Annotated in this window: 12 protein-coding genes; 1 reads left to right on the forward strand and 11 read right to left on the reverse strand. The window is 69.1% G+C overall.

Translation table 11 applies throughout. The annotated features are described in order from the left end of the window. Window positions 1–2 precede the first annotated feature (2 nt). From IAI53_RS18685 to flhF, 7 genes are all read right to left on the reverse strand, one after another. Window positions 3–650 (reverse strand): PEP-CTERM sorting domain-containing protein, encoded by a 648-nt coding sequence (locus tag IAI53_RS18685; protein ID WP_225433402.1) that lies wholly within the window; start codon window positions 648–650, stop codon window positions 3–5. Window positions 651–908: 258 nt separating this feature from the next. Continuing rightward, the gene (locus IAI53_RS17675; protein ID WP_187719549.1) at window positions 909–1,385 is read right to left on the reverse strand and encodes a bacteriohemerythrin; all 477 of its coding nucleotides are present in this window, start codon (window positions 1,383–1,385) and stop codon (window positions 909–911) included. A gap of 66 nt (window positions 1,386–1,451) precedes the next feature. Continuing rightward, window positions 1,452–2,306, reverse strand: a complete 855-nt coding sequence (gene motD, locus IAI53_RS17680; protein WP_187719550.1) for a flagellar motor protein MotD — start codon at window positions 2,304–2,306, stop codon at window positions 1,452–1,454. Window positions 2,307–2,337: 31 nt separating this feature from the next. Next, window positions 2,338–3,078 carry a flagellar motor protein gene (locus IAI53_RS17685; protein WP_187719551.1) on the reverse strand — a complete coding sequence of 247 codons (741 nt, stop codon included), beginning with the start codon at window positions 3,076–3,078 and terminating at the stop codon, window positions 2,338–2,340. Window positions 3,079–3,105: 27 nt separating this feature from the next. Beyond that, window positions 3,106–3,876, reverse strand: a complete 771-nt coding sequence (locus IAI53_RS17690; protein WP_187719686.1) for an RNA polymerase sigma factor FliA — start codon at window positions 3,874–3,876, stop codon at window positions 3,106–3,108. A 128-nt stretch (window positions 3,877–4,004) separates the two neighbouring features. Further along, window positions 4,005–4,805, reverse strand: a complete 801-nt coding sequence (locus IAI53_RS17695) for a MinD/ParA family ATP-binding protein (RefSeq protein WP_187719552.1) — start codon at window positions 4,803–4,805, stop codon at window positions 4,005–4,007. A 2-nt stretch (window positions 4,806–4,807) separates the two neighbouring features. After that, a complete protein-coding gene (flhF, locus tag IAI53_RS17700; protein WP_187719553.1) occupies window positions 4,808–6,298 on the reverse strand; it encodes a flagellar biosynthesis GTPase FlhF in 1,491 nt (496 codons plus the stop codon). 187 nt (window positions 6,299–6,485) lie between these two features. Between flhF and IAI53_RS17705 the strand changes: the two genes are divergently transcribed. Continuing rightward, on the forward strand, window positions 6,486–9,149 hold the full coding sequence (locus IAI53_RS17705; protein ID WP_187719554.1) for a bifunctional diguanylate cyclase/phosphodiesterase: 2,664 nt from the start codon (window positions 6,486–6,488) through the stop codon (window positions 9,147–9,149). A 58-nt stretch (window positions 9,150–9,207) separates the two neighbouring features. Here IAI53_RS17705 and flhA read toward each other — a convergent pair whose 3' ends face one another. The 4 genes from flhA to IAI53_RS17725 form a co-directional block, all read right to left on the reverse strand. Next, a complete protein-coding gene (flhA, locus tag IAI53_RS17710; protein ID WP_187719555.1) occupies window positions 9,208–11,301 on the reverse strand; it encodes a flagellar biosynthesis protein FlhA in 2,094 nt (697 codons plus the stop codon). A 20-nt stretch (window positions 11,302–11,321) separates the two neighbouring features. Further along, window positions 11,322–12,461, reverse strand: a complete 1,140-nt coding sequence (gene flhB / locus IAI53_RS17715) for a flagellar biosynthesis protein FlhB (protein WP_187719556.1) — start codon at window positions 12,459–12,461, stop codon at window positions 11,322–11,324. 143 nt (window positions 12,462–12,604) lie between these two features. Next, complete coding sequence (locus IAI53_RS17720; protein ID WP_432813933.1) at window positions 12,605–13,063, reverse strand: DUF192 domain-containing protein; 459 nt, start codon at window positions 13,061–13,063, stop codon at window positions 12,605–12,607. A gap of 33 nt (window positions 13,064–13,096) precedes the next feature. Further along, window positions 13,097–13,732: an rRNA large subunit pseudouridine synthase E gene (locus IAI53_RS17725; protein WP_187719557.1), complete on the reverse strand. Its 636-nt coding sequence runs from the start codon at window positions 13,730–13,732 to the stop codon at window positions 13,097–13,099. Window positions 13,733–13,772 lie beyond the last annotated feature (40 nt).

Raw genomic sequence — 13,772 nt, forward strand, 5'->3', positions numbered from 1 at the left:
GCTCAGATCGCCTTGCGCCGGCGCATGCCGGCCAGCCCCGCAAGTCCGAGCCCCAGCAGGGCCAGGGAACCCGGCTCGGGCACACCTTGCTCCTGGGTGGTGACATTGAGCGTGAAGGACCGGAACAGGATGGGATCGGCACCGACGGTGTCGCCGATACGCAGCGTCCACAACCCGAACACATCGGTACCGTCAAAGGCCGACAGGCTGCCCACCGGACGGAAGCTGCCGGACTGGATGGTGCCGGGCAGCGCACTGGCCGCCTCGTCGTCGAAGGTGTTGGTCACGTCGATGCTGCTGCCCGGGCCGCTGAAATAGCTCGACGGGAACAGGCTGACGGCGATACCGGTAGGACCGGTCAGCATCATGTAGGCCTCCCCAGGGAAGGGAAAGCTGCCGCCGTTGCAGAAGTAGTTGGCGGTGAAGCCCTGACCGCACTTGCTCCACGACACCGTGATGTTCAGGTCGGTGATCAGCCCGCCCGACACGATGTTGACGCTGCGATCGATGAACGAGTCATCGGCTGAGCCGCCGACCGAATTGGTCGCCGACACCAGCGCCGCGTGTGCGGCAGGCGCCGCGAAACCGATGCCGAGGGCGATGAGGGAAGAAGCCAGGTGGCGCCCGGCGGTGTGCAGGAAGGTCCGCATGATTGCTCCAGCGAGTCGGGAATTGTCCGCGGGCCGCATCGGACGCGACACCGCACTCCGCGATGTACAGCAATATCCGTTCCAGGACACCGTAATGGAAGAGCATTCCCCGCTGGATCAGAGGCTTAGCTTGGAATTACCGCAATGCAGGTATGCATGGATACCTGCATCTGAGTAAAAGTGTAAAGAAAATCGACGCTTCGACACGCTCGGAATCTCGTGCTGGCGCAAGGCTGCCGAGCAGTCTTCCTCCGCGTCTCAGCGCCAGAACTGCCACCAGCGCCGCTGCTTCATCGCCTGCTGCATCGCCGGCATCCAGTCGGCGCGGGTGCCGTGCTCCTGGTACCACTTGCCGAAGCGCTTGTCGGATTCGCAGATGTGGCGCACCAGCCACACGCGCAGGAAGTGCAGCAGTTCGAAGGTGATCGAGGCCTCGCCAGAGTCGAGCTTCTGCTGCAGCGCACGTACCTGGTCGATGAGCGCCTCATGGTAGATGCGGTGCTCGGCGTAGTCCGGGTAGGCCGAGTCGCGCATCATGCGTTCCTCGACCGCGAAGTGGGTACGGGTGTAGTCCACCAGCTCGTCCAGCGTGCTGCGCACCGCCGCCGAGCCGCGCCGCTCACGCACCGCCGTGTGCAACTGGTTGAGCAGGCCGACGAGTTCGAAGTGCTGGTCGTCGATGTCGCCGACACCCACGCTGAACTCGTCACTCCACTGGAAAAGCTCCGCCATCATCGCGCTCCGCCTTGTCTCGAATGTTGCAATGATGTGACGGATGCGGCGGCGCAATATTGACCCAAATCAAGGTTCCAAAATGGTGTCGCCAGGCGGCGTTTCGGGCAACACCGAGCGGATCGGATCGTCCGGGCGGATGCGCCCCGGCGCCGTGCCCGGCGGCGGTTCGGCGATCATCGACTCGATCAGGATGGTCACCCGCCGGTTGCGCGCGCGGCCGTCTTCCGTGCTGTTGGGCGCCACCGGACGCTGGTCGGCGTAGCCGGCCGCGGTGAGCCGTTCGGGATTGACGCCGGACTCGACGAACAGCCGCACCACCGACGAGGCCCGCACCGCCGACAGCTCCCAGTTGGACGGGAAGCGGAAGGTGTTGATCGGCACGTTGTCGGTATGACCCTCGATGGTGATCGAGAAGGTGGCCGCCGCGAGCACGCCGGCCACGGCCTGCAGCGCGGACACCGCCTCGCTGCCCAGGGTGGCCTCGCCGGGCGGGAACAGCGCGCTGGCGTTGATTTCCACGGTGATGCCGTGGGCGCCTTCGGTCACCGTCACCTGGCCGTCGCGGGTCAGCGGTCCGAGCACGCGACGGATCTCGTCGGCCATGTTGTTCATCCGCTTGGCGATGTCGCGGCGGCGCTGCTCTTCCTGGACCTGCTCGGGTGTCTTGCGGGCGATCGGCGGCACCACCGAACCGGAGATCACCGCGGGCTCGGTGACCTGCTGGGCGCCTTCGAGGATGGCCCCGCTGCGGAAGGCCTGCATCAGGGAATCGGACAGTACGCGGTACTTGCCCTCGTTGATCGAGCTGAGCGAGTACATCACCACGAAGAAGGCGAACAGCAGGGTGATGAAGTCCGCGTACGAGACGAGCCAGCGCTCGTGGTTCTCGTGTTCTTCCTCAGCCTTGCGTCGCCGCCCCATGGGAACCGCCCCTCCTCGTCCGGCCGCGGCCTCAGACGATGTAGCCCTGCATGCGCCCTTCGATGATGCGCGGGTTGTCGCCGTTGGCGATCCCCACCAGGCCGTCGACCAGCATCTCGCGCTGCGAGACCATGCTGGCGATATGCGCCTGGAGCTTCTTGGCGATCGGCAGGAAGATCAGGTTGGCCGAGCCCACGCCGTAGATGGTGGCGACGAAGGCGACCGCGATGCCCGAGCCGAGCTTGGACGGATCGGACAGGTTCTCCATGACGTGGATCAGCCCCATCACCGCGCCCAGGATGCCGATGGTGGGCGCATAGCCGCCGGCGGCCTCCCAGATCTTGGAACCGAGCTTCATCTGCGCCTCCCAGGCGGAGATCTCCACGTCCATGACCTCACGCAGGCGATCGGGCTCGACCCCGTCGACCAGCAGCTGCAGGCCCTTCTGCATGAAGGGCTCGGGCAGGCGGGGAATCTGGTTCTCCAGCGCCAGCAGACCTTCCTTGCGTGCGGTGTGGCTCCAGCTCACCACCATGGTGATCAGCTCGGCCGGTGCCAGCACCGGCGGCACGAACACCCACTTGCTCATGCGCATGCCGTCGACGAACACCCGCAGGGGGCTCTGCAGCATCACCGCGCCCAGCGTGCCGCCGAGCACGATGAGCGCCGCGGTGGGCTGGACCAGGGAGGCAATGTGGCCGCCTTCGAGCATCTGGCCGACCAGGATGGCCGCCAGGCCCAGGGTAAGGCCGACCAGGCTGATGCTGTCCATGAACGATGTCTCCGCCGCCCGCGGGGCTCAGGCCCCGGCAGCCGGCTTCTTGGGCGGACGACCGCGGCGCGCCGCCGGCGCCGCGCCACGCTGCCCCAGCACGCGCGAGCGCAGGCGGGCTATCGCCTGGCTGTGCAGCTGGCAGACGCGCGACTCGGTAACGCCGAGCACCTCGCCGATCTCCCGCAGGTTGAGTTCCTCGTCATAGTACAGGGCCATCACGAGTTTTTCGCGCTCGGGCAGGTCGTCGATGGCCAGGACCAGGTTGCCGCGCATGTCGGCATCTTCCAGCAGGTCGGCGGGATTGGTCTCATGCACGCCGAGGTGGCGCTCGAAGTAGTCCTCGCCGTCACCGTCGGTGAAATCCTCGAAATGCACCAGCTGATAGCCGCGCGCGTCCTGCAGCAGGCGCTGGTACTCGGCCAGCGGCAGGTCGAGCGCGCTGGCCAGTTCGGCCTCGGTGGGCTGGCGGCCGTTCTGCTGTTCCAGCGTATGCACGGCGGTTTCGATGCGCCGCATGTCGCGCCGCAGGCTGCGCGGCAGCCAGTCGTTCTCGCGCAGGCCGTCGAGCATGGCGCCGCGTACCCGCTGCACCGCATAGGTCTCGAACTGGGCGCCGAGGCCGTCCTCGTAGCGGTTGATGGCGTCGAGCAGGCCCATCATGCCGTTCTGGATCAGGTCGTCGACGTCCACGCTGGCCGGCAGCTTCGCCATCAGGTGATAGGCGATGCGCTTGACCAGCGGGGCGTAGGCCTCCACCAGGTGGTCCTTGTCGAGATTCCCTTCGGCGTCGTACATCCAGGTGACCTGAATCTTCTTCCTGCGGCTGGTCTTGGGCGGCGGGCCTTCGTTCTGGCCCGCGGTTCGCCATTTTCCCGCAGCAGGGCCGCGATGACCAGATGCATACGTGAGTGCGAGCATGATCGTCACCTCCGCATCGGGGCGCGCGGCACGCTGGCCGCCCCCAGGGCCGACAGGCGGCGAAGGAAGGCGTGCTCGGCCTCGCGCGGGCTGGACTCGGCCACCGGATGGGCAAGCCCGCCGGCAAGATCGTCGCGTTCGACCTCGCCCAGCCAGGCCAGCGCGGCGCCGACATGGCGGCGCACCAGCGCGTCGAGACTGTCGAAGAAGGCGGCCGCTTCGGCGCGGCTCTTGGCGCGCGCGACCGCCACATGCAGGGAGCCCGCTCCGGCGGCGGCGAGTTGCTTGATCACCCGGTAGGCTTCGGTGGCGCCGGTGGCGCTGGCCTCGGCCACCACCAGGCGGCGCGGCGCCGCATAGACGAAGGGCGAAGGGTCGTCTGCGCCCTGCGCCGCCGCGTGGATCAGCACGAAGCCGGTGTGGCGCTGGATCTGGCGGATCGCCCCGAGCAGCGCCTCGCGGCGCTCGGCGTCGAGCAGCGGCAGCGCGAGCGCCGCGGCCGAGGTGGCGATGCGCCCGAGCAGGCCGGGGACGGGTTGCAGCAGTTCGGCCGGCGTGCAGCGCCCGTCGAGCACGCTCAGCAGGTCCGGACCCTGCGGCAGGTCGAGCCGCGCGGCGAGGCTGGCCTCGCCCGGGGCCTCGTCGAGCAGGATCACCCGCTCGCTGCGCCCGGCGATGCAGTGGGCGGCACGCAGTGCGTTGTGCGCGCCATGACGTCCGGTGGCGTACATCGCCACCACGGTGGGCGGCGCACGCCGGAACAGACGGCGCAGCCCGGCGGCCTGGTCTTCCCGTGCGTCGATCATGATCAGGCTCCCGCGCCGCCGGCGGCGAGCATCAGGCCGGCTTCGTCGCCCTGCAGCTTCCACGGCGAGCCTTCGGCCTGCTCGCGCATCGCGCGGTGCAGCAGGTAGGCGCGGTTGGGCAGGTGCAGGTCTTCCGGCACGCGCTGGCCGTTGGCCACGTAGAACAGTTCGAGTTCGCGGCGCACCGCCACGTCGATGGCCGGGGCCAGGGAAGCGGCTTCGTCCACCTTGGTGAGGATGCAGCCGGCCAGGTCCGGGCCCTTGTAGGCGCGCACCACGTCGTCCAGAGTGTCGCCACGGCAGGTGGCGTTGAGCAGCAGCAGGCGGCGCACGTTGCCGGCGCCCAGCAGCATCGCGGCCTGCTCGGCCACCATGCGGTCGCGCTGGCTGACGCCGACGGTGTCGATCAGCACCATGTGCTTGTTGCGCAGCTCGGCCAGGGTCTGGCGCAGGTCGGCGGCGTCGCGCACCGAGAACACCGGCACGCCGAGGATGCGGCCGTAGATGCGCAGCTGTTCCTGCGCGCCGATGCGGTAGCCGTCGGTGGTGATCAGCGCCAGCTTGTCGGCACCGTGGCGCACCACGCAGCGCGCGGCGAGCTTGGCGGTGGTGGTGGTCTTGCCCACCCCGGTGGGGCCGACCAGGGCATACACGCCGCCGCGGTCGATCAGGTCGGCGTCGGAGGACAGCGCACGCAGTTCGCGGTTGAGCGCGGCCTTGACCGCATCGCGGCCCTGCGCGGGCTCGGCGTCCTCGGCGACCGCCTCCACCAGGCGGCGAGCCAGCGCGGCGGAGAAGCCGGCTTCCAGCAGCTCGCCGACCAGGTCGGCGCGCACCGGCGCGTGGCGGCGGGTCTCGCCCCAGGCGAAGCCGGCGAGCTGGCGTTCGATCATGCCGCGGATGCCGGACAGTTCGGCCATCAGCTTGGTATTGGCTTCCTGCAGTTCACGCACCCGGGCGTCCTGCTCGCGGCTGTCGCGCTCGACAGCCTCGCGGCGCGGCGCGGGCGCATCCTCGCGCAGCGCGGGCTTGCGTGCGACGGCCGGCGCGGTGGCAGCCTGGGCGGCGGCGATTGCCTCGGCCCAGGGATCGGCAGCCTCGGCGGCCAGGGCTGCGGTCGAGGGCGCACGGCTGCGCGGCGGGTAGTCGGCGTGGTCGACCCGGGGCGGCGCGAAGGGGCGCATCGCCGGCGCGGCCGCACGGGCCGGCGCGGGACGCTGGGCCGCCGCGGGCCGGGCGCGCAGGCTGACACGGTAGTCGTCTTCGTCTTCCGCCGGGGGCTGCGCCGCTGCGCTCGCGACCGCCTGCGCGACGGGGCGCTGGCTGCGGGTGGCGGACGGCAAGGCACCAACCGCATCGCCCGGCAAGGCAAGAATCTCGACCCCGCCCTCGACCGCCCGGTTGGACAGGACGATGGCGTCGGCCCCGAGTTCTTCCTTGAGCGCGCGCAGGGCTTCGCGGGCGGTCTGGGCAAAATAGCGTTTGACGTTCATGGTGTTTCTCCGACTACCGCGCTCTCAGCGCAGGATGGTTCCGATTATGGCCGCCTACCCCGTTGCGGATAGGAAGGAATAAACCGGGTTTCCCCCGCCTATTCGTCCGCTGCAAGGCGTCGCCGAGCGCCCCGGACATGGCAACACCGCAGCCGTCGGGCGGGCTCCCCTGTGCGAGAATCCCGCCATGAACGCACCGTCGACGCCGCATCGCACCTCTTTCCACACTGCGCATCTGCAGCGGCGTATCGGCCTCTTCGCCATGGGCGGCATCCTGGCCACCGGCCTGCTGACCGGCCTGGCCACCGCCCTTCCCCTGTATCTGGACGCCCGCAAGCAGATCGAAACCTCGGTGGGCTACAACATCCGCAGCCAGGCCGAAGCCGCCGGGCAGCTGATGGCCCGCTTCCGCGCGGTGGCCTTGCAGGTGACCAGCCGCACGCAGTTGCGCGAGGCGCTCGAACGCTACAACCGCTGGGAACTGAGCCTGCCCGAACTGGAGCGCTTCACCACGCCCCGCCTGCGCGATGCGCTCGCGCATTCGCCCAGCATCGCCGGCATGGTGCGCCTGGACGCCGCCGGCGAAGCGGTGGTGCATCTGGGACATACCGTGCCGCCGGAGCACTGGCCGGACCCCGCCGACGGCAGCGGCGAGGCCCTGCTGCGCGGTCCGGTGGAGATCGATGGCGAGCCCACCCTGGTGGTCGGCGCCCCCATCCTCGCGGCGGATGGCAAGCGCGTCGGCAGCGACATCATCGCCTTCCAGCTGGTCGAACTCGGCCGCCTGCTGGCCGAGGCTCAGGAGTATGGCGGCGAGACCCGTTACTACCTCGCCAACCTGGACGACGGCCGTCTGCTGCACTTCGCCGGCGCCACACGGACGCTGCAGACGGCCGCCGGGGACGATCCGCTGCACACCCTGCTGAGCAAGCGTCCGCCCAGCCCCGGCCACGCCCTCCCGCTGCACGGCGCACCGAACCAGGTGGCCTTCATCATGCCCCTGCCGCAGGCGCCCGAGTGGGCGCTGGCGATGACCACCGGCCGTGCGCAGCTCTACAGCCCCGCGCTGGACGAGCTGATCGTGCCGGTGAGCACCATCGTCCTGCTGGTGCTGGTCGGCGCGGCACTGACTTCGCGCGCCATCCGCCCGCTGAGCGAGCGCATCGTGCGCCAGTCCGAACAGTTGGCGCTCGCGGCCAGCGTCTTCGAGGGCGGACAGGAGGGCATCCTGATCATGGACGAGGCGCACCGCATCGTCGAGGTCAACCGCGCCGGCCTGCAGCTGACCGGAACGGATGCCGGACGGCTTGCCGGCCTGAAATTGTGCGAAGCCCTGTGCAGCCCGGAGAGTGCCGATTTCTGCGAACACATCTGGCAGTCGGCGGAGAAGCAGGGGCGCTGGCAGGGGGAAGCGCGCTTCCGCCACCAGCGCAACGGTTACTTTCCGGTATGGCTGTCGCTGGCCGCGGTACGCGATACGGGCGGCACGGTGCAGCGCTACATCGCCATGTTCACCGACATCTCCGAACGCAAGCACGCCGAGGAGCGCATCCGCCAACTCGCCCACTACGACGGGCTGACCGGCCTGCCCAACCGCGCCCTGCTGCAGGACCGCCTGGTGCACGCGCTGGAACGCGCGCGCCGCCGCCACGAGCGGGTGGCGGTGCTGTTCATCGACCTGGACCGCTTCAAGAACGTCAACGACAGCCTCGGGCACGCGGTAGGCGACGAATTGCTGCGCGCGGTGGCCGGCCGCTTCAACGCGGTACTGCGCGAACAGGACACCGTGGCCCGCCTGGGCGGCGACGAATTCCTCATCATCCTGGAAGACCCGGACGGCCCGGCGGCCGCCGAGCACGTGGCGCGCAAGGTGCTGGAAGTGCTGGAGGCACCCTTCCGCCTGGGGCATCACGAGATCTTCATCGGCGCGAGCATCGGCATCTGCCTGTACCCCGACGACGGCCAGGAGGCCAGTACGCTGGTGCAGAACGCCGACACCGCGATGTACCGCGCCAAGGATTCCGGGCGCAACGCCTTCCGCTTCTATACCGCCGAGCTGGCCCAGGCCAGCCGCGAACGCTTCGACCTGGAAGCCGGACTGCGCCGCGCCATCGAACGCAATGAACTGCATCTGCACTACCAGCCGCAGGTGGATTGCGCGAGCGGACGCATCGTCGGCGTCGAGGCCCTGCTGCGCTGGTTGCATCCGCAACTGGGCCTGGTGCCGCCGGACAAGTTCGTTCCGCTGGCCGAAGAGGCCGGCCTGATCGTGCCCATCGGCCGCTGGGTGCTGCTCACCGCCTGCAGGCAGGCCATGCGCTGGCGGGCCGCCGGCCATCCGCTGCAGGTCGCGGTGAACCTGTCCGGCCAGCAGATCACCCACGACGACATCGTCACCGTGGTGCGCGATGCGCTGGCGGTGAGCGGCCTGCCGCCGGCGCAGCTGGAGCTGGAGATCACCGAAGGCCAGGTGCTGCACGGCGTGGAGGAGACGACCCGCGCGCTCGAAGACCTGCGCGCCCTGGGGGTCACCCTGGCGGTCGACGATTTCGGCACCGGCTATTCCTCGCTGAGTTACCTCAAGCGCCTGCCGCTGAACCGTCTGAAAATCGACCGCAGCTTCGTCAGCGGCATCCCGGACGACCGCGATGACGTTTCCATCGTCGCCACCATCCTCGCCATGGCCCGCAACCTTGGCCTGGAAGTCATCGCCGAGGGGGTGGAAACCACCGCCCAGTTCGACTACCTGCGCGCACAGGGCTGCAACGCCTACCAGGGCTGGCTGTTCGCACGCGCCATGGATGCCGAGGCCCTGCAGGCGCTGCTGGAAACGCATGCGGAGCACGGCTGAGGCCGCACGGGCCGGCTGATCCGCGCGACCTCCTCCGCCCTATCCTTCCGGGAACCGCTCAGGCGTTGCCGCCTATCATCGCGGTCACGCGAATGGTGCGCGATTCGGGAACCTCGGAATTGGCGATGACCTTCAGCGAGGGCACCGCGCGGCGCAGGAAGCGCGACAGCAGCATGCGCAGCTGCGCCGGCACCAGCAGCACCGGCGGCAGGCCGATGTCCTCCTGACGCTGGGCGATCTGCGCAGTCTGGCGCAGCAGGGTATCGGCCAGGCCCGGCTCGATCGCCCCGCCGTCGCCGCCGGCGCTCATGGCCTGCAGCAGGATGCGCTCCAGGCCGGGTTCGAGCGCCATCACCTGCAGCTCGGCATTGCCCGGGAACAGCGACTGCACGATGGCGCGGCCCAGGGCCTCGCGCACCTTGCCGGTGAGTTCCACCGGGTCCTGGTTGCGCGGCGCGTGCTCGGCCAGCACCTCGATGATGCTGCGCATGTCGCGGATGTTGACCCCCTCTTCCAGCAGGTTCTGCAGCACGCGCTGCACGGTGGAGACCGGCAGCACCTTGGGCACCAGGTCTTCGACCAGCTTGGGCGCTTCCTTGCCGATGTGGTCGAGCAGGGCCTGGGTTTCCTGGCGGCCGAGCAGTTCGGCGGCATGGTTGAGGATGAGGTGGTTGAGGTGGGTGGCGACCACGGTGCTGGCATCGACCACGGTGTAGCCCAGCGCATGCGCCTGCTCGCGCTGGCCGGCGTCGATCCAGTAGGCCGGCAGGCCGAAGGCCGGGTCCTTGGTCTCGCGCCCCTGCATCGGTCCGGTCACCCGCCCCGGGTTGATCGCCAGGTACTGGCCCGGGTAGGCCTCGCCGCTGCCGATCTCCACGCCCTTGAGCGCGATGCGGTAGGAGTTCGGCTTGAGCTCCAGGTTGTCGCGGATGTGCACCGGCGCGGACAGGAAGCCGACCTCCTGGGCGAACTTCTTGCGCAGGCCGCGGATGCGCTTGAGCAGCTCGCCGTCCTGGCCCTTGTCCACCATCGGGATCAGCCGGTAACCGACTTCCAGGCCGAGCACGTCGACCGGGGCGACGTCGTTCCAGCTCGCCTCCTGGGCTTCCTGCGCCGGCGCGGCGGCGGCCGCGGCGGCCGCAGGCACCTCGGCCGCGGCGGCGGCCTGCGCCTTGCGCAACAGGTACCAGCCCAATGAGGCGATCAGGGTCGCGAGCAGCAGGAACACGAAGTTGGGCATGCCCGGGATCAGGCCCAGCACGCCGAGGATGGCGGCGGTGAGGAACATCACCTGCGGGTGGGCGAACACCTGGCCGATGACCAGGCTGCCGATGTCGCCCTCGTCGCCCACGCGCGACACCACCAGGCCGGCGGCCACCGAGATGATCAGCGCGGGGATCTGCGCGACCAGGCCGTCGCCGATGGTCAGCAGAGCGTAGGTGCGCCCCGCGTCCGCGACGGCCATGTCGTGCTGGACCATGCCGACGAACAGGCCGCCGATGATGTTGATGACCAGGATCAGGATGCCGGCGATGGCGTCGCCGCGCACGAACTTGGAGGCACCGTCCATGGCGCCGAAGAAGTCGGACTCCTGGCCGATCTCCTTGCGCCGGCGCTTGGCCTCCTTCTCGTCGATGAGGCCGGCGTTGAGGTCGGCGTCGATCGCCATCTGCTTGCCCGGCATCGCGTCCAGGGTGAAGCGCGCGCTCACTTCGGCGATGCGCCCGGCGCCCTTGGTGATCACGATGAAGTTGATCAGCGTGAGGATGACGAACACCACCAGGCCGACCGCCACGTTGCCGCCCACCAGCACTTCGCCGAAGGCCTCGATGACCTTGCCCGCGGCGTCGCCGCCGGCATGGCCTTCGAGCAGCACGATGCGGGTGGAGGCGACGTTGAGCGACAGGCGCAGCAGCGTGGTGACCAGCAGCACCGTGGGGAAGACCGAGAACTCCAGCGGCTTCTTGGTGTACATCGCCACCATCATCACCATCACCGACAGCGCGATGTTGAAGGTGAAGAACACGTCGAGCAGAAAGACCGGCAGCGGCAACACCATCATCGACAGGATCATGACGATGAGTACCGGGGCGGCGAGCTGGCGGAGGCGGGTCGGGCTGAGCAGGTCGCGCAGGTTGAGGATGTCGTTCATTCAGGGTCGCAGTCGGTCGTTCAGTCGGGCGCGCCCGGGTCCATACCCTCGGGCACCGGCAGTTCGGCAGGAGCCTCGGGCGGCAGGCCGCCGTTCTCCATCCAGTGGTTGAGCTGGTAGATGTAGGCCATCACTTCGGCCACCGCGGTGTACAGCGCGCCGGGGATGGCCTGCTCCAGTTCGCAGTGGGCATACAGCGCACGGGCCAGGGGCGGCGCTTCGAGCATGGGCACGTCGTGTTCCTTGGCGATCTCGCGGATCTTCAGCGCCACGTCGCCGCGGCCCTTGGCCACCACGATGGGTGCGCCCATCTTGGCCGAGTCGTACTTGAGGGCCACCGAGAAGTGGGTCGGGTTGGTCACCACCACGTCGGCCTCGGGCACCGCGGCCATCATGCGACGGCGCGCCATCTCGCGCTGCGCGGCGCGGATGCGGCCCTTGACCTGCGGATCGCCTTCCTGCTCCTTGTTCTCGCGCTTGACCTCTTCCTTGGTCATGCGCAGCTTCTTCTGGTACTGCCAGAGCTGGAAGGGCACGTCCATCAGCGCCAGCAGGCCGAGGCTGAGCGAGATCAGCAAGGTGGTGAAGATGACCGTGTCGGCGAAATCCGGCATGCCGACCTCGAGCGGCTCGGTCATCAGGTCGAAGATGTGGTCGCGGGTGCTCCACAGCACCAGCGCACCGATGCCGCCGACCAGCAGCGCCTTGAGGATGGCCTTGACCATCTCCATCAGGCCGTGCACCGAGAACATGCGCCCGAAGCCCTTGATCGGGTTCATGCGGTCGAACTTGAAACCCAGCGCCTTGGGCGCGAACACCATGCCGCCGAGCATGATGGGAGCGGCCACGGCGGCGATCATCAGCGCGAAGAACAGCGGCAGCATGGTCACCAGCGCGCCGCCCAGAACGTCCTGCAGGCGGTCGATCAGGAGGGTGTGATCGAAGGCGGCCTCGCGCTCGAAGATGAATCCCCGGCGCGTCAGCATGAACATGCGCTCGGCGAACCAGCCGCCGAGCAGCCACAGCATGGCCACCCCGGTGATGGTCACCAGGAAGGTCGACAGCTCGCGCGACTGCGGAACCTGCCCTTCCTCGCGGGCCTGTTCCAGTCGCCTGGGTGATGGCTGTTCTGTCTTCTCGAGATCGCTTTCTTCGGCCACGGCCGGCTCCGGGTCCGTCGCACTGCGGGAGCGTCAGTGCGGACGGAGATCGACATGCGGCAATTATGGCCGGCACCCGGCAAGACTTGCCGGGCGATAAGACGGGGGAAAACGCTTCAATTCGGCGCTTGGCGCGCCGGGCGTCACTGCGGCGCGGGCAGCCGGTCCAGCCCGCGGATCCTTGCCCCTGCGCCCAGGCCCTTGTCGGCGAACCAGCCGCGGTTCATCTCCAGGGCGTAGCGCGCGGCGTCGGCCGCGCAGTGGCTCTGTTCGCTGTGCGGCGTCATGTCGGCGATGTTGAGGATGCGGCCGTCCTCGTCGATGAAGGCCACCGACAGGGGGATGAAGGTGTTCTTCATCCACATGCAGTGGCGCGCGGCCTGCGGGAAGACGAACACCATGCCGCGCTGCGCCGGCATCATGCGGCGGTTCATCAGGCCGGTCTGGCGGGACTGAGGGGTGTGGGCCACCTCCGCCTCGATGCGGTACATGCCCGCGCTCAGTTCGGTCAGCGGCATGGCCTGCTGGGCCAGGGCCGCAGGCAGCAGCAGGGTCGAGACAAGTGCGGCGAAGGCGTGGCGCAGGCCCGGGGCGGACGTCATGGCGGCAATCCGTGAAGTTCAGTCGCGGGCATTCTAACGTGCTGGCCGCCGCCCGCGCCCGGCCGTGGCGCCTGTGGTGCTCGTAGTCGCCTTGCCGGCCGGCCGGGGCCGTCCCGCAGCGGGCGGCTCGACCTCTTCGGCCCGCCACTGGCCCGGCGCGAGCCCGGCCAGCCGCCAGTCGCCGATCGCCACGCGCAGCAGGCGCAGGGTGGGGAAACCGACCTTGGCGGTCATCCGTCGCACCTGGCGGTTCTTGCCCTCGCGCAGCACGATCTCCAGCCAGCTGGTCGGCACCGTCTTGCGAAAGCGCACCGGCGGATCGCGCGGCCACAACCAGTCCGGCGCCGCCACCCGGCGCGCCTCGCAGGGGCGGGTGACGAAATCGCCCAGATCCACCCCGGCACGCAGCGCAGCCAGCGCCGCCTCGTCGGGCTCGCCCTCCACCTGCACCAGGTAGGTCTTGGGCAGCTTGTGGCGCGGGTCGGCGATGCGGTGCTGCAGGGCGCCGTCGTCGGTGAGCAGCAGCAGGCCCTCGCTGTCGGTATCCAGCCGCCCCGCCGCATACACGCCGGGCACCGGAATGTAGTCCTTCAGCGTCGCGCGCCCGGGCTCGCCGGTGAACTGGCACAGCACGCCATAAGGTTTGTTGAACAGGATCAGGCGGGACATCGGCAGCGACAGCCAGGATTGCGGTAGCCGCCAAGCGTAA

It is taken from the genome of Thauera sedimentorum (genome assembly GCF_014489115.1).
Taxonomy (GTDB): domain Bacteria; phylum Pseudomonadota; class Gammaproteobacteria; order Burkholderiales; family Rhodocyclaceae; genus Pseudothauera; species Pseudothauera sedimentorum.